We start from the raw sequence: 16,964 nt of genomic DNA, 5'->3' as shown, positions 1-16,964 counted from the left end.
GCGTCCTCCGGGCAGCGGCGGCGCCGGGGTTAGAGAGGTGGCGGCACGTAGCCGGACAGGCGCACGTCGAAGAAGGCCTGCACCGCAGCGAGATTGCTCTTGGCCTGGATGTCCGCGCCCACGTCGTAGCTCATGCCCAGCACATCGTCATCCGGCCAGCCGGGGCCGAAGCACCACTGCGTGCTGGGGATATTGTTGGCCTGCAGATGGGCCAGCATGCGCGTGGTGGCGACCTCCGCGCTGTGGTTGTCGGCCGGATAGCCATGCTCACCCAGATAGCCGCGTTTGCCGGCATGCTGCAGGGCTTCGATGAAGGGCGCCACCATCTCGATGCCGGTGTCCGGCTTGACCACCTCGTTGCGCCCGCCGGGCCCGACCCAGTTGCCGCCGCCAGCTCCGTCGCTATCCAGGTAGTTGTGCGCTTCGTAGACGATGCGGTTGTAGGGATCGGGGATGTCGAACAGGCCCATCGAGTCCTGCTGCCAGAGCCGGGCACTGGCATAGCCGTTGCCGCACACGAACACGAAGTGGTCGCGGTCGCGATCGATGATGGTCTTGCAGCACGCGGTGGCGGTGTTCTGCCAGTGCGCCGACATCGACAACACGCTGCCATCGGCGTTGCGCTCCTTTCCCTGGTATGGCTCGTTCATCACGCCCCAGCCGAACACCGCCGGGTGTTGCCTGAAGCGGTTGACGATGCGTGCCCACAGGTCGGGCAGGCCGGCCTCGTTGTAGAGCGTGCACCCCGGCGTGCCGATCACGCGGTATTCGTAGAGCTTGAGCAACTGGTCGCGGCGATCGAAATAGCCCTGGTAGCCGAAGCTGCGCAGCGGATAGGTGTCGGCCCAGACCTCGGTTGCGGCCGGGTTGTCGACGCGGTTGCCGCGTGCATCGACAAGCGTGCCGCTGGCGTCGCGCCGGTAGCCGGACTTGACGGCCACCCGCTGCGGCAGGCGCATGTAGTCGTGCAGCTCCACGATGGCGCGCTTGCCGCGTGCGGCGATGTGGTCCAGTGCGTCCTGGACCTGACGGCAGTAGGTCTCGTTCAAGGCCACGCCCTGCCCACGCGTGAAGCGCGCGGCGGTGGTCGGCAGCCGGAACAGCGGGCAGGCCCCGGCGGCAGCCACGTGCTGCGCGGTGATGGCGCGGTAATGCGTGCCGATCTCGGCATTCTCCACATAGCTGTTGGAGGCCAGGCCCGACAGGTTCAGGCCCGCGAACGGCAGGGTGGCGCTCTGCGCGGCCGCGCGGCCGCCCCACCCGAGGCCGGCCAGCGCCGCCGCGCCGGCTGCGCCCTGCAGCACGCGACGGCGGGTGATGCCGGCCGTTGCCGCCGGCGTCTGGTCGATGGGATGCGACGTTGCCGCCGTGCGGCGTGAATGAGGATGGTCGGACATGGGCGCCTCCTGCGGTGCCGTTGGTGGAGATCCTTGGCGGTGCTGCTCCCCCATTGGCCGCACCGGTCTAGGGACAATCCTGCCGATGTCCCGGCGGCGCGATCTGCGCTCCGGTTCGCACTCCGGGCACTGCATGCGCGCCCGCATACGTTTACATCGCATTACATGCCGGCCGACGACGTGATGCAGCGGGACCAAAGGCGCGCGTTCACGTGCAGTGCCGGCCGGCGCTGCTGCATTCCGCGTGCGCTGCGCACGATGCCCTCGCCCGCCCGCCAGCACGGCGTGCATGCGCCCGCGTGCTACCGTGCCAGATCACCGGAACGCGCCGCGACCGTTGCAGCAGCAACAGTTGCGACGCGGTCTAATTGCCAGCCACCGCTCGCCAATCAGCCGTCGACTTCGCCATGCCCGAGTACCGCTCCAAGACCTCCACCCACGGCCGCAACATGGCCGGCGCCCGCGCACTGTGGCGCGCCACCGGCATGCGCGATGGCGACTTCCACAAGCCCATTATCGCCATCGCCAACTCGTTCACCCAGTTCGTGCCCGGGCACGTGCACCTGAAGGATCTCGGCCAGCTTGTCGCGCGCGAGATCGAACGCGTCGGCGGCGTGGCCAAGGAGTTCGACACCATCGCCGTGGACGACGGCATCGCCATGGGCCACGACGGCATGCTGTATTCGCTGCCCAGCCGCGAGATCATCGCCGACTCGGTCGAGTACATGGTCAACGCGCACTGCGCCGACGCGCTGGTGTGCATTTCCAACTGCGACAAGATCACCCCCGGCATGTTGATGGCCGCGCTGCGGCTCAACATCCCCACCGTGTTCGTCTCCGGCGGCCCGATGGAAGCCGGCAAGACCAAGCTGGCCGAGCACAAGCTCGACCTGATCGACGCGATGGTGATCGCCGCCGACGACAGCGCCTCCGACGAAAAGGTGGCCGAGTTCGAGCGCAGCGCCTGCCCCACCTGCGGCTCGTGCTCGGGCATGTTCACCGCCAACTCGATGAACTGCCTGACCGAAGCGCTGGGCCTGTCGCTGCCGGGCAACGGCACCGTGGTGGCCACGCACGCCGACCGCGAGCAGCTGTTCCTGCGCGCCGGGCGCGTGGCGGTGGAGCTGTGCCATCGCTGGTACGGCGGCGAAGACCCCACCGCCCTGCCACGCGGCATCGCCACCTTCGAAGCCTTCGAAAACGCGATGACCCTGGATATCGCCATGGGCGGCTCGACCAACACCATCCTGCATCTGCTCGCCGCCGCGCAGGAAGGCGACGTGCCGTTCGGCATGCGCGATATCGACCGCCTGTCCAAGCGCGTGCCGCAGCTGTGCAAGGTGGCGCCGAATACGCCCAAGTACCACATCGAAGACGTGCACCGCGCCGGCGGCATCATGGCCATCCTCGGCGAGCTGGCACGCGGCGGTTTGCTGCACACCAACGCGGCAACGGTGCACGCACGCACGCTGGCCGACGCCATCGCGCAATGGGATGTCACCCAGACCGACGCGGAAACGGTGCACACGTTCTACAAGGCCGGCCCGGCCGGCATCCCCACGCAGATCGCCTTCAGCCAGGCCACGCGCTGGGACAGCCTGGACACAGACCGCAGCGAAGGCTGCATCCGCGATGTCGCTCACGCCTTCTCGCAGGAAGGCGGTCTGGCCGTGCTGTACGGCAATATCGCCCGCGACGGCTGCGTGGTGAAGACCGCAGGCGTGGACGAATCCATCCACGTGTTCGAAGGCAATGTGCGTGTCTTTGAGAGCCAGGATTCGGCGGTCAAGGGCATCCTTGCCGACGAAGTGAAGGCCGGCGATATCGTGGTGATCCGCTACGAAGGCCCCAAGGGCGGCCCCGGCATGCAGGAAATGCTCTACCCCACCAGCTATCTCAAATCCAAGGGCCTGGGCAAGCAATGCGCCCTGCTCACTGACGGCCGCTTCTCCGGCGGCACCTCGGGCCTGTCGATCGGCCACGCCTCGCCGGAAGCCGCCGCAGGCGGCGCGATCGGCCTGGTGCGCGACGGCGACAAGATCCTGATCGACATTCCTAATCGTTCGATCAATTTGCTGGTGTCCGACGAAGAGCTTGCTAGTCGTCGCGCAGAGCAGGATGCAAAAGGCTGGAAGCCGGTGGAGGTGCGTCCGCGCAAGGTCACTACAGCGTTGAAGGCGTACGCGTTGCTGGCGACCAGCGCAGACAAGGGTGCGGTGCGGGACAAGGCGCTGTTGGACGGCTGAGGCATTGCCATGAAGACTGCGGATTCTTAGCGGTTTTCATCGTAGCCCGGCATCGGACTGTGGCAGGGACTTCAGTCTTGACGCCTGACCGTAACCGCCACAACAGATTGACTTTTTTGGCGGCAACATCATCCACCGCCGATGCCCAGCCCATCCAGCGGGCTGCACACCGCCGACGCCGCGCGCCCCAGCAAATGCATGTAGATCTACGTGGTTGCCACATCCTGGTGGCCCAACAGCTCCTGCACTGTGCGCGCGCAAGCTACTCGGCCGAGAGCACCACTGGAATGGGCCGCCACCGCTTGGCGCGCACTAGATTCTCCATCCAGGGCAACTCCATGCCCAGAACCTCGCGATACAGGAACAGCAGTGCCGCCAGCGCCTGATTCAGCGTGCCGGCCGACACCTGCCCTGCGTCACCAGTTCGGTGAGAAACGCCTCGACCTCCACCTGCCCCATCTGTACTGGGTGCCGTTTGCCGTTGGCCAGAATGAAGCGTCGGATCCAGCCCACATATGCCTGCTCGGTACGCAGGCTGTCATGGCAAGGTCGCAGCCGACCACGGAGCTGATTCAACAGCTGAGGGTCGGAGGCGTCATTACGCCTGCGTCGTCATGAGTGTGACTCATACGCCTGCTCAAGCATCGGATAACGCAACCAGCAGCAACGCCAAGACTGCCGGTTGCCATCTGGCAAGTCATTGTTACGAAATAGGAATTCCCCTTCCCAGCCCTCAGGCCATACTCGATACTTGGCGCAACACCGCTTCTAGGCGGTCCAATAGTAGTTAGGCACCGGAATAGTATCGATGCGTGGCGAGATAGATGACTGGAACAACGGTTGGTACGGAATCACTCTTGCACTGTCACCCGCAGAAATTGATTGCATGATTGGGCTTCTCACAAGGCTCCGCGATGACCCTGAGCAGCATTTTCATATCTCAAGCAACTATTCGGACGCGGGAGGACTCGGCGACATCGAGGTCTACGTCTCTGAGGCTGATGTAGCAAGCAACATGCACATTGGCAGCGCCGCACTAGCACCGGGTAGCAAAGCAACGCCACCCGGCACCTAACACTTCATTCAAGCCGGACCCGCTTCGCGGGTCGGCTTAATTCCAACGCTAGACCCCGCAGGAGGGATTCTTGAGCCCCAAGCAACGCCATCGCCGCATCCCACAAGCTTTACTGTTGGCGGTAGCCCTGTTCTCGGGTACTTTGGCGACCCTCTTTGGCTTCTTCTACTTTTCGTTCTATTGGCCATATCGCTGCCTTTTCAACGAGGAGGGGCGCTATTTCGACGGGCGTAATTTAGTTGTCTATCACGAGCAGAGCGGCCTGCTTATAGTTCCCGCTCTTGCATTCTTGGCCTCCGCGTTATTCTTTGCTGTCGTATGGTGGGTTCGCCGTCGCCCCGTCGGGAGCATCACGGATGGGCCCTAATAATTCATTCAAGCCGAATCAGCTCAGCGACGCGGCTTAATTCAGGCGTTAGGTCGCAAGGGAGACCGCGTGGAAGGCCAAACCAACAAGCTCCTCATCGTCGGCGGCGCACTGAGTGGCGTTGCAGCACTGGCACATCTTGCGTGCTTAGTAGTGGGCGCACCACTGTTCCGCCTCTTGGGCGCCGGAGAGCAGATGGCGCAACTTCACGCTGAAGGCAGCTGGTATCCCACAGTGGTCACGCTCGCAATCGCCGCCGTCTTGGCCACTTGGGGAGCGTACGCGCTCTCGGCCGCGGGCGTATTCCGGCCGTTTCCGCTACGTCGAACAGTCCTTACGGCGATCACCGGTATTTACATCGTTCGCGGTGTGGCGTTCGTCCCGATCATGGCCTACTTCCCTGGCAACAGCCTCACGTTCTGGGTCGTGAGCTCGGCGACCTGTCTCGCCATCGGCCTGGTGCACCTCGCGGGGCTTCGCCAGTCGTGGGGCAGGCTGCGCCGGCTTGAGGCCTGACCATCCATTCAAGCCGAAACCGCTATACGGTTCGGCTTAACTCAGGCGTTAGGTCTGCTTTTTCGCAACTGACATTTGAGGCAAAGATCATGAGCGACTCCCGATTTGGCCTTTCCAACTCCTACTTAAAGATCGGCAGATCGCTGGTCTTGTTCGCCCTAGGAGTGATAGCTTTTACCTCGTTCTTTCTTCCGGATAGAGATCTCCAATCTATTGTCCGCAACATCGGCGGCGTGGTGCTGATTTGCGGCGCTATCGTCTATATGATCGGTCGGTTCGTGCAGGCCAAAGGTGCACGGGCGCAAGCCTAATAATCCATTCAAGCCGTCGCCGCTTCGCGGCGCTGCTTAACTCAGGCGTTCGCCGCTATCAGGAGTCATCGCAAGATGGAAAGGACACAAGCCGATGCAATCGCGAAGGCTATTTTGGGGCCGGATCTACGTATTCAGGAGCAGATTCGCCAAAAGCGTATAGCGGAGACCGCTTATCTCGCGCGCAAGCGCAAAGTAGCATGGTTTGCTCTAGTGGGCTCGGGCATCGGTGCTGGCGCTGCATACCTCATCGGCGTGCAGTTTCCAATCGGAGTGGTTTGGGGCGGGCTTGCGAGTTCCGTAGTTGGTTGGCTGGTTACGCGCAGGTCCGCGGCCTAACAAGTCATTCAAGCCGTACCCGCTTCGCGGGTCGGCTTAACTCAGGTGTTAGGTAGCAGAGCAGACATGATCGCAACTCTATTCATAGCACTTCTCGCTGCTAGCTCGTCGACTGTGCCTGTCACTGAGCAACCCGCGCTTCAATGCAACATTGGACCGGCCTTAAAGCAGTTCGGAGGCAATGAGTGGCTGATATATGGCTGGGCTAACGGGCATTCCGTAGTGGTCGCTGCCCGCGCGCCCAATCCCGCTGCTCCGTTTGTCTTTATCCTCACGCCGGACGGTGACGGTGGCATTGAGTTGCGCGGCGAAGGTAATGGGACCGAGTCCGCCACCAAACCCGCGTATGACAGGCTCAGCAAGATGTCCAGCTCGGGCTTGGCCGCGCTTTTTCGGGAGGCTAGTCGTGCCGATGGGCGGTAAGCTGACGCCTAGCACTTCATTCAAGCCGAACCCGCTTCGCGAGTCGGCTTGATTCCGGTGTTGGAACTCAGGAGGAGAGTGCTGTGAACTGGAAGCGCATCGTTGGCTGGTCTGCTCTACTCATGATTTTGACCAATGGCGTCGGTGTTCTTAGCGGAGTCTGGGTGGCTCATTCGCAGATCGAGCCGGCGACGATTGACCAACTAGTAGAGAGAGCCCGCCTTTTCAGGCGTGTTGCAACTGGGCTTATTGCAGTCGTCTGCTACTGGCGCCTTGCCACTGGTGCCCCGACTCGTAGGGCGTGGCATGTAGTTTCTGCATTCTTGCTAGTACAGCTGACTGACATGGCTCTATCTTTGGCACTGGGTGCGCATGTCGGTGAGATACTCGAGCCGTGGGGTATCTTGCGTTCTATGTTGTACGCACTAGCAGGCTACGTTCTAGCAACGCTGAGCCACAGCAACTCACCCAAGCCGAAACCGCTACGTGAGTCGGCTTAACTCAGGCGTTAGACCTAGCTGAAGATTTTATGGTGTTCAAAGGCTTGCTCAGCGTTATGGCTGTCTTGTGCGCCTTTCTCGGATACCGCGTTCTTCGCCTGGAGTCTGAGGTGCATCAGCCCGCTAAAAATTGAGAATAAGGGGTCAGGCTTATTTTCCAGATGCCTCATCGGTATGGGCAACGGCTTCGTTGGACGCTGATCGGCTCCCTGCTTGTCGAAGCAGTTGACATCCCAACGAACCAGCAGCAATCTCTACCACAAGGAGCGTAGAAACTCCTCGAACAGCGGTACCCACCTCCGTCAAACCGGTGGGTTTTTTGTGCCTGCAGCTTCTTGCGGGCGCAACCGACGCGATGCCTGCGTCGGGAGGGCGGCTAATACAACACCCCTTGGGGAAATACGCCCGCCGACTGTTCGCGGTTTCTAACCTCCCGACATCCCGTCGCCACCCGGCGACGGGGCCTGCTCGTCAAGGAGGGCTTTGCCATGCGTCGATCCACGTCCCGTCCCAAGCCAGCGCGCAAGCGCGCCACGGTGACACCACCCACCGAGGTCGTCTGGCGCTCGCTCGACCCAACGATCACGCCGCGGCCCTACCTCGACCGCCCCTACATCCCCGAGCCCCGCCCCGATCCCACCAAGCCGCGCCGCCCGGGCCACCCGCGTGCCCCGCAACGCTGCACCGTCGGCTACGGCTACTACCCCGACAGCCACCAGCGCATCCCCACGCTGCGCCTACGCGGCCGCTGGTTGGAACAACTGGGCTTCACCATCGGCAGCAAGCTCGACATCCGCATGCGCAACGGTGAGCTGGTCGTGACTGTGGCGCCCAAGGACTAGGCGGGTGAGCCATGCAGCACACATGCCCAAGCCCGCATCGAGCGCAATGCATTTTATTATCACGCCCGGCGTGCTCGCCGCTCCTCGTGCAGGACAAAGATGGAGCACCAAACCGTCGTCCTGCATCTCACGTTGGAACAACTCGACTAAGGCATAGCACACGGTCACGGCAAGCCGCACTGGCATAACGAACGTTTGCCGCAAACGCTTGCAGCAATTGACGGCCATGGACGACTCGGCGAGGATCGTTTATACGCCACACGGGCAGCCCCAGTAATAGTCAGGGGACTTGGAGGTTTGGATGGAGTTGATGCTTCTAGTGGGTGCGGTACTTGCGCTTGGCAATATCGTCGCATCGGTTGCAGTGCTTCGCGTTTCGACGCTGTCGCCATCACAACGCGCATTGCAAGTTGCTGTCGTCTGGCTTGTTCCAGTCATTGGCGCGGTCGTTTGTGCGGCATTTGCTTCTTCTCAGGCACCTGGCTCCACATCGTCCAGTACAAGTGACCCGCTCTATCTGTCATCCGATGGTGGCGCATCGGGTGGTCAGGACATTGGTTTTTCCGGTTGCGATGCGGGGGACTCTGGCTGTGCCGGGAGCAGTGACTAGTGGCGACGCCTGGCAATTCATTCAAGCCGGATCCACCTCGCGGGCTGGCTTAATCCAGTTGTTAGACCGCTAGACATATTTCGAGAGAGACAGATGATTCTTTGGGGATGGGGCGAGCGGGTGCTGACCTTCGACCTGGCAGAACATGAGTACTGCCAGAGGTGCGAGCAGAAGCAGGACTTCACACTGCGTCTCAAGTACAAGTACGGACACTTCTACCATCTCTTCGGGTGGGTCATCTCCAAGCAGTACCAGCTCAGTTGTCCTGTTTGCTCCCACGGCTGGGTTGTTAACGCTTCGGCGGCAGAAGCGCAGATCGGGTGCAACCCAGTGCCGTTCCATCAAAGATCAGGATGGGTCGTCATGCTTGCGCTTGCAGCAATCATTTGGTTTGCAGCCGTGACGTATCGGCATGCGGCCTGACAATTCACTCAGGCCGGAACCACGTCGCGGGTCGGCTTGACCTAGCGATTAGGCCCTATGAGAAAGATCATTGCAGCCCTTGCTTTTCTCCTCTTCGCATCAGGCGTAGCCTGCTCGGCATCCGCTCCAAAAATTGACGTCTCTGGTCTCTCCGAAGCTTCCATGAGCTTCGATCAGGATGGGGTTGGACCATTCCTACATGAGTTGTCTGGCTCTGTCAGCACCAATCTAGACGCCGACGCACTCAAAGAATCAATCGATGCGTTGCCGGTTGAGACAATGGGCAATTGGGAGTTCTCGGCCACCTTAAATGGTAAACGCGAGCGCTTGGTGGTGGTTGCGTTCAAGGATGATGTGGACGCCCCTGACCTTGCGTTCTACACCTCACCGGAGCTAGCTGCCAAGATTCAGCAACAACTTGAATCATTTGCGCAGGCTCAGGGGTGGTAGGGCCCAACACCTCATTTAGGCGTTAGGCCGCTCTGCACATGTGCACACATCCGAAATCAACAAAGACGCCGGTTGGATATCGGCGCTTCGGCTATTGGCTGCGCTACTGGTGGTCTTCGGTGCTTCCGTTACGCTCACCTGGTGGCATCACACCAAAACTCCTTCGCCCTGCGCCACTTTTGCGTCCACCGCAAGAGACCCGGTCGCGTGTCATTCTGGCCTTTGGCTGTTCGGCATGTCCTGGGCGGGGCTTGCCGCTTTTCTGCTTACGCTCTTCGGCGTCTGCTTGCTCTTCTCATGGGCATGGTCCTTGACTCGCCGCAGGCGAAGCTAAAGCCTTAAAATCTGTCCAGTCGCCCAGCGATCCAACCTCCTAGTCACGCCTTACCGCCAAGGAAAGCATGTTCTCCATCTTCAAGAAGAAAGCTGCTCCATTACTGATCGTTCGAGCCAATGGACAGGAGTTGTGTCGCGTTGACCAGAACGATGTTCCGTGCGAGATCAAGCCTTCTGCGTGGTTGAAGGCCGATAGCATCCTGGAGTTTGCCGACTCGGCGGGAGAGGTGCACCGGCATGAACTTGGTGCTGCGACCGGGTGGTTCCACTTCTCGGTTCGCGTACATCCCAACCTCGGGTGCCAGGCGGACTGCGTCATTTCGCAGACCGAGCAGCTCGATCCGGACGCATTTGCGACCGGCAAGGCATCCGGGATCAGGTTTCAGCCGTTCTTCCTGCCGGGTGCCAGCGTCAACAGTTCCGCCCTTGCAGGCAAGGGACTGTTTGCCAGGGGGCTGCACTTCAACGGCTTGGTCACAAATAGCAACGTGGTGCTTTCCTGCGAATGCGACCATTGCAAGCGTTCTTTCCTGATCCGCTCCTACCACGCCGGCTTTAGCAACGCGGGATACTTCTACTCGGAGTCTGGCAACTACACCATCACGGTCGATAGCCATCTGCCTGGCAGCCCTGCAGCGCTGTCCGACCCGGATGCCGAAGCGCTTGCTGCGCTGGAAGATGCACTGCCGTCGGCGCCGGATGGGTCGCGCTATGCCTACCTCAATCCCTTCCGCTGCCCGCATTGCTCCGAGCCTTACATCGATTTTGAGGCGAACCCGGGTTTGCGGGCGGGCGAGTATTACGGGAATTACTTCGAGGGTTCGACGCTGTTGCGATACGCGCCGGCGGATGTCTAGCATCCTTCCTGATAACTCCATTGTTGCGTTGCCGCTGGTCTGGCCTTGCTCGCTAGATAACGCTTCCCTAACGGTTCTGCACCCGCTTGAGCGGGCGTCTAATGACGCGTCGCTTGCTGTAAAACATCGGCCTTTTGGATGTCGTGACGTCACGCTGCCGCTGACCCAGCGCGCAGGCTCCTGTGTTGCAATGCGAGTCCAAGGCATTAAAATCAAGGCCGTGGTGTGTGTCAGTGACCGCCTGCGCAGTGCAGGGCCATCGCCAGGCGGATCGGTTCAACCATCAACGAAGGAATGCTCATGTTGAAACCAGCAGATACTAAGCTCTATTCCAAATTGGTCGGCGCCAGCATTGCCATCGGCGCAGGCCTTGGGGCGGCCCTCGGGGGAGCAATGGGCAACCTAGCTCAAGGCATCGGCCTGGGTCTCTCGCTTGGCTCCGTTTTCGGCATTGCCTTGGCGCGTCGGCGTGGTGCCATCTGACGCCGGCATCAGGTGATAGGCGCATGTCGCTAGGCCGACTGCGCTGTGCCGCTGGGGCCGAGGTTGATACCGTCTGCTAACCGCTGTGAAATGCGGCCTTGGCAGCGGATCCGCAGCTGTTTCGGTACCGCCCCTCGATGCCGGTCGGCAAGGCACCTTCATGCGCTACCATTCGCCGATGAATATTAGATCGTGTCTTGCAGTGTTCCTGCTCGGTGTCTGTGCATCGGTTTCAGCCCAAGGGATTTCGCCCGCCACCACGCGCGAGGTCGGTCAGCTTTTCAGGGTCCTTGAACAATCCAACTGCGAATTCTCGCGCAATGGGTCGTGGTACGCGGCGCCGAAAGCCAGCGAACATCTGCAGCGCAAGTACGAGTATCTGCAGAAAAAAGGACTGGTGACGTCCACCGAGTCCTTTATCGAACTTGCCGCCACCAAGAGCAGCGTGTCGGGCAAGCCGTATCAGGTGCGTTGCGGCAATGCTGCGCCGGTAGCGAGCCAATCCTGGTTCACCGGCAAGCTGCGCGAGCTACGCAAGTAGTCGGCAGGCGTCAGCATCAGGCCCTGCGCTGCGGCATCTGCCTTGCAGCGCCGCCTGTTGTAGGCGCTGGCAACGCCGCTGGACAGTTTCTGTGGACCGGCAGGCCGAAGGCGATGGTTGCAACATCGGCCTTGGAAAAACCCGGCGTCAGCTCAAGCGATCAGGCAAGATGACGCGTGGTGCTATCGCGCGCCGAAGATACGCTGATGTAGATCAGGCAACGCGCAGCCGCTGCACTGCACCAGCGCTGCCATCGCGCTCGTCGGCCACAAACGCACTCACTGCATCCTGCAGCTGCGCGGCATGGTCGCCCATGGCGCGTGCGGCGGCGCTGGCGTCCTGCATGCGGGTGACGCCGTCGCGCATGTCCGTATCCACACCGGCGAGGGTGTGATGCACCTGCGCGATGCTGCCCGCCTCTTGTTGTGAGGCGGTGGCGATCCTGCTGAGCGTGCTGCTGACCTGGCCGATGGTGGCGACGATGTGCTGCATGCCCTCGCCTGCGTGGCGCACCTGCTGCACGCCGGCCTGCATATGCGTGGCCGATTCGCCGATCAGGGTCTTGATCTGGCTGGCGGCGGTGGACGAGCGCAAGGCCAGCGCGCGCACCTCGCCGGCGACCACGGCAAAGCCGCGGCCTTCTTCGCCGGCGCGTGCGGCTTCGACCGCGGCATTGAGGGCGAGGATATTGGTCTGGAAGGCGATGCCGTCGATGACCGAGACGATGTCCTGGATGCGCCGCGAGGCCTGTTCCATCTGCTGCATGGTGCCCATCGCCTGGTGCATGGTGTCGCCGCCACTGCGTGCGGCCTCGGAGGCGGCGGCGGTGAGCTTGTCGGCGTCGGCCGCCTGCGCGGTGTGCTGCTGCATGGTGCCGAGCACGGCCTGCATCTGGGTGGCGGTACGGCCCAGGGTGGCTGACTGCCGCTGCACCTGCTGCTCCAGCGCATCGTTGCGGGTGAGGATCTGGCCGGCAGCGTCAGTGATGGCTGTACTGGAGCTGCGGATCTGCGCAATGATGCGCGCCAGCTCGTCGGCGGTGGCATTGGCGTCGCGCTTCATCTGCTCGAACACGCCTTCGCAGTGACGATCGATGCGCTGCGACAAATCACCACGCGACATCGCCGCCAGCATGCGGCGCATGTCCCGCAGGCTGTCGTCGGTGATGGCGAGGAACTGGTTGACGCCCTCGGCCAGCTGCCCGAGCGTGCCGCCGCTGGCGTGCCCCTGCAGACGGGCGCCGAGCTCGCCACGCGTCGCCTGTGCAATGACGGTGGCCAGCTGTTCTTCCAATGCCAGGTCCTGCGTGCGGTCCTGCCACTCCACCACCACGCCCAGCGAGGCGCCGTCGTGATCGCGGACGGGGGTGATGTTTTCCTGCAGCTGCAGCGCCGCCAGCGCGCGCGTCCTGCTGGTGCCGGCGTCATGCCCGGCCTGCACCGCATCGGCCAGTGCGCTGTGCAGCACCTGCGTGTCGACCTGCGTGCTCAGTTGCTGGAACGACTGGTTGCGATAGATGGCAGCGCCCTGCCCGTCGACGATGGCCACGGCCATTGCCGATGCATCCAGCGCCAGGCGGATACGGCGATTTTCCAGCAGCAGCTGCTGCTGTTGGGCGATGCGCTCTTCCACCTGCACGCTCATGCGCACCAGCGCCTGCGCCAGCGAGCCGCTGCGGAAGGGCTGCTGCAGGATGGCCGGCGGCAAGGTCGCACCGGTGGCCAGGGTGTCGGCCAGTTCGACCAGTGCCTCGGCCTCGTGGTCGAGGGCATCGACCTGGCGGCGCAGTTGAATCGCCATCACGCAGACGAAGGCGGTTTCGACGATCACATAGCCGGCGTGCAGCACCACGATGCCGAAGCCGCTGCCGACAGTGAACGCCTGCACCGGCATGCCACGCGACTGCAGCCAGTAGAACGCCAGGTGATGCACGGCGATGGCGCCTGCGGCGACCACCACCGGCAGCCAGTCGCGGTAGTACAGCAGCAGCGCCAGGATCACGAATACACCGAAGTGCATTTCCACCAGGCCATGCGCCTGCTGGATGGTGGCCGCGACCAGGGCCATCAGCACCAGCGCATTGGTGATGCGGGTCAGGCGCGTACCGGGGTTGGCCTGCACTTGCCAGGCCATCAGCAACAGGCTGGGCAGCGTGACGGCGACAAACGTGGTCCATTGGCCCTGGTACCAGGCCAGGCCCAGCGAGCCGATGCCCTGCAGCACGGCCAGCCACAGAAACAAGCGGTCGGCCTTGATCGCCAGGCGGGTGGCGTAGGTGGAGGTCGGCGGTGCCGATGCGGACAGTTCCATCATGACAGCGACTCCACGGCACAAGGACAAGGGGACACCAGCGCGGCACCGGGGGTGCGCGCCAGGACATCGGGTAACCAGCGCGACCACTCCGCCGCGCCGGCCGTGCCGCACACGGCGCCACCATCTGCAGGGCCGGCATAGCGCGGTTGGCCGTCGGCGCCGAGCAGCCACACGGCATAGCCGCTGCCACGCAACGCAGGGGTGTCGAGCATGCGCACCTGCCCGCCACGCGCGCGCACCGCGCTGCTGAGCACGGCCCAGGCGCGATCAGCGGCCAGATCGCTACACGCACAGGCGCCTGCGACGCCGATCAGCATCGGCGTCTGCTGCGCGGCCGGCAGGCTGGCCTGGACCTGCGTCCACGCACTTGCCACGTCGTTGGCGTGCGCAGGTGGCGTGGTCCAGGCCACGGCGATCCAGCCGCACCATAGCGCGAGCAGGGCAGCGCCCAGGGTGCGTCGCGTTGAGGCGGACAAGGTGCCGAAGACAGGCATGGCGCGGCGGATTCACGAGATCAGGTGAGCCCTTATCGGATACCGGTGCATGCGCTTGAGCAGGCGTGCGATTGAAATTAGCGATGGCGCTGATAGCGCGCGGCCGGCCCTTGATGCCGCAAGGGTTTGCGGGCTGCGGCCCTGATGGTGGCGCCATCGGGCGTTTATCCGGCGCGGGATTTTGTGAGCACCATTTCACAGTTGCCATTGGTGCACCGGCGTGCCGGCGGTGCCGCAGAGACGGCGGCGGCGACGTGTGCAGCGGCCAACGCGGCAGCTCGCTGTTGGCGTAAGGCGACCGTGATGCCCTCACCCGTGGTGTGGATCACGCGCCGGACTGCGCCTGTCGACAGCAGCGGCGCACGACACGCCCTCGCCGGGGCTGACCCGCGCTTGAGGGGACGGGAGACCGATGCGCCACCAATGCACGGCAGCCCTTGGCAAACGTGGCATCGGCCCACTGCTGCATCCCTGTCCCGCACACCGACGATCAACCAGCGCGCCGACTGGCCCACCTGGCAGTCAGCGCCACCAGCTTTCTCTTCATTACGGCAGGCGGATGCCTATGCCATCGCTTCGTCGGCATCCAGCGCAACCGCAGCCTGCTGGGCACGATCGAAGCGTTCGCGTGCGGAGCGGATGGCGGCATGGTTTTCGCCTGCCCAGTTGAGCAGCTGCGAGATCGGGTCGAGCAGCGCCACGCCGAGCTTGGACAAGGCATATTCCACGCTGGGCGGCTTGGTTGCGTAGACCTTGCGGGTGATCATGCCGTTGCGCTCGAGGTTGCGCAGGGTCTGGGTCAGCATCCGCTTGGAGATGTCCGGCACGGCGCGCTGGATGGCGCTGAAGCGGGAGGGACCGGGGATCAGCGTCAGCAGGATCAACATGGTCCATTTGTCGCCGATCTGATCGAGCACGTCGCGCACCGGGCACTTGGTGGCGTCGAACGGCATGCCTTGCAGGGACGGCGGCGGTGGAAACAGAGCAATCGCGTTCACTGGGATATCTCACGGTAACCAGGGGGTGGAAAACTGCCTCCTTGCGGAGGTTTGAACGGCACTGACAATAGGTGCGCGGACCAAGAGTCTAGATAGTAGACCACACCTCTTATCAATACCTACTGGAGCTCACCATGGCACACACCTCCCCCCTGATCCTCGTCACCGGCGCCAGCGGGCAGCTGGGCGCATTGGTGGTCGAAGCACTGCTGGCGCGTGTCCCGGCCGATCGGATCGTAGCAACGGCCCGCGATACAGCGTCACTCGCGCAGTTCGCAAAACGCGACATCAACGTGCGTCGCGCCGACTATGCGGACCCGCAGAGCCTGAACCAGGCCTTCGCGGGCGTGGGCCGAGTGCTATTGGTGTCGTCCAACGCGGTGGGCGAGCGCGTGCCGCAGCACCGCAACGTGATCGAGGCGGCCAAGCGCGCCGGCGTGGACCTGCTGGCCTACACCAGCGTGCTGCACGCCGATACCAGCACGCTGTCGCTGGCACCCGAGCATGTCACCACCGAAGCGCTGCTGCGCGACAGCGGCGTGCCGCATGTGCTGCTGCGCAATGGCTGGTACACCGAGAACTACACCGGTTCGATCGCGGCCGAAGTGGCGCATGGCGCGGTGATCGGCAGCGCCGGCGAGGGCCGGATCAGCGCGGCCACGCGCGCCGACTATGCCGAGGCCGCCGCAGCGGTGCTGGCCGCCGACACGCCGCAGGCCGGCAAGGTCTACGAGCTGGCCGGCGATACCGCCTTCACGATGGCCGAGTACGCCGCCGAGGTGGCGCGGCAGTCCGGCAAGCCGGTGGCCTACCACGACCTGCCCGAAGCCGACTACGCGGCGGCGTTGGCGCAGATCGGCCTGCCGGCCGCCTTCGCACAGGTGCTGGCGCAGTGCTCGGCGTCCTCGCGTGGCGGCAGCCTGTTCGACGACAGCCACACGCTGAGCCAGCTGATCGGCCGCCCGACCACGTCGCTGCCCGATGCGGTGGCGGCGGCACTGCAGGCGGCGCCGGCCGGCTGAGGCGAGCCCTGGCATCGCGCTGCTCGACACCCTGCAGCAGCACCAGCCCGGCAACCTGCCAGGCATTGAGTGATCCGGCGAAGGCGGGCGACGACCCGCCTTCGCCCCGCTCTGATTCACCGCCCCCTCGCCCGCTCGCGAGAGAAGGCAACCGCCGCGCCGCGGTCCTGTACGGCGTGCGGCTACGGCCTTGCACGGGCACCCGCATCCTGCTTCACCGTCTCCGCGTGGCCCTGCGTGGCCTGGTGCCAGCATGGCACCACAGGCCCCCGGCGCCCGACCTGCGCGCCGATGGGCCCGCCTTCCGTGCGTCGCACAACTGACACGCGCCGGACACGCAGCTGACACAGCCTTGCGCCGTGCAGGCTGCCGATGTCACCAAACTGACATCAAATCTAAATATAACTGCACGCATTGCCGC

Annotated in this window: 16 protein-coding genes and 1 pseudogene; 12 read left to right on the top strand and 5 right to left on the bottom strand. The window is 63.4% G+C overall.

All coding sequences use genetic code 11. The features are described 5' to 3' along the window. Positions 1-29: 29 nt before the first annotated feature. Positions 30-1,397 carry a glycoside hydrolase family 5 protein gene (locus tag H7A86_RS01770; protein WP_119130276.1) on the bottom strand — a complete coding sequence of 456 codons (1,368 nt, stop codon included), beginning with the start codon at positions 1,395-1,397 and terminating at the stop codon, positions 30-32. A gap of 407 nt (positions 1,398-1,804) precedes the next feature. Here H7A86_RS01770 and ilvD point away from each other — a divergent pair, with 407 nt between their 5' ends. Beyond that, positions 1,805-3,643 carry a dihydroxy-acid dehydratase gene (ilvD, locus tag H7A86_RS01765; protein WP_119130274.1) on the top strand — a complete coding sequence of 613 codons (1,839 nt, stop codon included), beginning with the start codon at positions 1,805-1,807 and terminating at the stop codon, positions 3,641-3,643. Positions 3,644-3,908: 265 nt separating this feature from the next. Here ilvD and H7A86_RS01760 read toward each other — a convergent pair. Further along, positions 3,909-4,272, bottom strand: a pseudogene (locus H7A86_RS01760) (phage integrase N-terminal SAM-like domain-containing protein); the annotation flags it as partial. A gap of 179 nt (positions 4,273-4,451) precedes the next feature. Here H7A86_RS01760 and H7A86_RS01755 point away from each other — a divergent pair. The 10 genes from H7A86_RS01755 (at position 4,452) to H7A86_RS01710 (ending at position 11,716) form a co-directional block, all read left to right on the top strand. Further along, positions 4,452-4,718: a hypothetical protein gene (locus H7A86_RS01755; protein ID WP_147421294.1), complete on the top strand. Its 267-nt coding sequence runs from the start codon at positions 4,452-4,454 to the stop codon at positions 4,716-4,718. A gap of 70 nt (positions 4,719-4,788) precedes the next feature. Beyond that, positions 4,789-5,085: a hypothetical protein gene (locus tag H7A86_RS01750; RefSeq protein ID WP_147421293.1), complete on the top strand. Its 297-nt coding sequence runs from the start codon at positions 4,789-4,791 to the stop codon at positions 5,083-5,085. A 69-nt stretch (positions 5,086-5,154) separates the two neighbouring features. Beyond that, a complete protein-coding gene (locus H7A86_RS01745; RefSeq protein WP_119130270.1) occupies positions 5,155-5,601 on the top strand; it encodes a hypothetical protein in 447 nt (148 codons plus the stop codon). 89 nt (positions 5,602-5,690) lie between these two features. Next, positions 5,691-5,912 (top strand): hypothetical protein, encoded by a 222-nt coding sequence (locus H7A86_RS01740; RefSeq protein WP_119130268.1) that lies wholly within the window; start codon positions 5,691-5,693, stop codon positions 5,910-5,912. A 1,750-nt stretch (positions 5,913-7,662) separates the two neighbouring features. Further along, positions 7,663-8,016, top strand: coding sequence for a SymE family type I addiction module toxin (locus H7A86_RS01735; RefSeq protein ID WP_119130264.1), 354 nt, complete (start codon positions 7,663-7,665; stop codon positions 8,014-8,016). A 703-nt stretch (positions 8,017-8,719) separates the two neighbouring features. Continuing rightward, a complete protein-coding gene (locus tag H7A86_RS01730) occupies positions 8,720-9,049 on the top strand; it encodes a hypothetical protein (protein ID WP_119130262.1) in 330 nt (109 codons plus the stop codon). Between the two features lie 57 nt (positions 9,050-9,106). Beyond that, entirely contained in the window at positions 9,107-9,499 is a 393-nt protein-coding gene (locus H7A86_RS01725) for a hypothetical protein (protein WP_147421292.1), read from the top strand. A gap of 401 nt (positions 9,500-9,900) precedes the next feature. Continuing rightward, a complete protein-coding gene (locus tag H7A86_RS01720) occupies positions 9,901-10,692 on the top strand; it encodes a hypothetical protein (RefSeq protein WP_119130258.1) in 792 nt (263 codons plus the stop codon). 300 nt (positions 10,693-10,992) lie between these two features. After that, the gene (locus tag H7A86_RS01715) at positions 10,993-11,175 is read left to right on the top strand and encodes a hypothetical protein (RefSeq protein ID WP_180496860.1); all 183 of its coding nucleotides are present in this window, start codon (positions 10,993-10,995) and stop codon (positions 11,173-11,175) included. Positions 11,176-11,335: 160 nt separating this feature from the next. After that, positions 11,336-11,716, top strand: a complete 381-nt coding sequence (locus H7A86_RS01710) for a YfeK family protein (RefSeq protein ID WP_232099191.1) — start codon at positions 11,336-11,338, stop codon at positions 11,714-11,716. Between the two features lie 213 nt (positions 11,717-11,929). On the opposite strand, the gene H7A86_RS01705 is transcribed toward H7A86_RS01710, so the two are convergent. The 3 genes from H7A86_RS01705 to H7A86_RS01695 form a co-directional block, all read right to left on the bottom strand. Continuing rightward, positions 11,930-14,026, bottom strand: a complete 2,097-nt coding sequence (locus H7A86_RS01705; RefSeq protein ID WP_180708113.1) for a methyl-accepting chemotaxis protein — start codon at positions 14,024-14,026, stop codon at positions 11,930-11,932. Further along, the gene (locus tag H7A86_RS01700; RefSeq protein WP_115675703.1) at positions 14,026-14,523 is read right to left on the bottom strand and encodes a hypothetical protein; all 498 of its coding nucleotides are present in this window, start codon (positions 14,521-14,523) and stop codon (positions 14,026-14,028) included. The genes H7A86_RS01705 and H7A86_RS01700 overlap by 1 nt, the downstream gene beginning before the upstream one ends. A gap of 563 nt (positions 14,524-15,086) precedes the next feature. Then, on the bottom strand, positions 15,087-15,521 hold the full coding sequence (locus H7A86_RS01695) for a winged helix-turn-helix transcriptional regulator (protein WP_104583885.1): 435 nt from the start codon (positions 15,519-15,521) through the stop codon (positions 15,087-15,089). 134 nt (positions 15,522-15,655) lie between these two features. Between H7A86_RS01695 and H7A86_RS01690 the strand changes: the two genes are divergently transcribed. After that, on the top strand, positions 15,656-16,543 hold the full coding sequence (locus H7A86_RS01690; protein ID WP_119130256.1) for an SDR family oxidoreductase: 888 nt from the start codon (positions 15,656-15,658) through the stop codon (positions 16,541-16,543). Positions 16,544-16,964 lie beyond the last annotated feature (421 nt).

This window comes from Xanthomonas euroxanthea (assembly GCF_903989455.1).
Taxonomy (GTDB): domain Bacteria; phylum Pseudomonadota; class Gammaproteobacteria; order Xanthomonadales; family Xanthomonadaceae; genus Xanthomonas; species Xanthomonas euroxanthea.
Note: the sequence above shows the minus strand (reverse complement) of the source record. Positions and strands in the feature narration are given on the sequence as shown.

Excerpts from the sequence above, each read along its gene's own strand:
- H7A86_RS01755 (WP_147421294.1), top strand. The coding sequence starts at position 4,452 with ATGCGTGGCGAGATAGATGACTGGAACAACGGTTGGTACGGAATCACT.
- H7A86_RS01700 (WP_115675703.1), bottom strand. The coding sequence starts at position 14,523 with ATGCCTGTCTTCGGCACCTTGTCCGCCTCAACGCGACGCACCCTGGGC.
- H7A86_RS01770 (WP_119130276.1), bottom strand. The coding sequence starts at position 1,397 with ATGTCCGACCATCCTCATTCACGCCGCACGGCGGCAACGTCGCATCCC.
- H7A86_RS01725 (WP_147421292.1), top strand. The coding sequence starts at position 9,107 with ATGAGAAAGATCATTGCAGCCCTTGCTTTTCTCCTCTTCGCATCAGGC.
- H7A86_RS01720 (WP_119130258.1), top strand. The coding sequence starts at position 9,901 with ATGTTCTCCATCTTCAAGAAGAAAGCTGCTCCATTACTGATCGTTCGA.
- ilvD (WP_119130274.1), top strand. The coding sequence starts at position 1,805 with ATGCCCGAGTACCGCTCCAAGACCTCCACCCACGGCCGCAACATGGCC.
- H7A86_RS01730 (WP_119130262.1), top strand. The coding sequence starts at position 8,720 with ATGATTCTTTGGGGATGGGGCGAGCGGGTGCTGACCTTCGACCTGGCA.
- H7A86_RS01740 (WP_119130268.1), top strand. The coding sequence starts at position 5,691 with ATGAGCGACTCCCGATTTGGCCTTTCCAACTCCTACTTAAAGATCGGC.
- H7A86_RS01715 (WP_180496860.1), top strand. The coding sequence starts at position 10,993 with ATGTTGAAACCAGCAGATACTAAGCTCTATTCCAAATTGGTCGGCGCC.
- H7A86_RS01735 (WP_119130264.1), top strand. The coding sequence starts at position 7,663 with ATGCGTCGATCCACGTCCCGTCCCAAGCCAGCGCGCAAGCGCGCCACG.
- H7A86_RS01705 (WP_180708113.1), bottom strand. The coding sequence starts at position 14,026 with ATGGAACTGTCCGCATCGGCACCGCCGACCTCCACCTACGCCACCCGC.
- H7A86_RS01690 (WP_119130256.1), top strand. The coding sequence starts at position 15,656 with ATGGCACACACCTCCCCCCTGATCCTCGTCACCGGCGCCAGCGGGCAG.
- H7A86_RS01710 (WP_232099191.1), top strand. The coding sequence starts at position 11,336 with ATGCGCTACCATTCGCCGATGAATATTAGATCGTGTCTTGCAGTGTTC.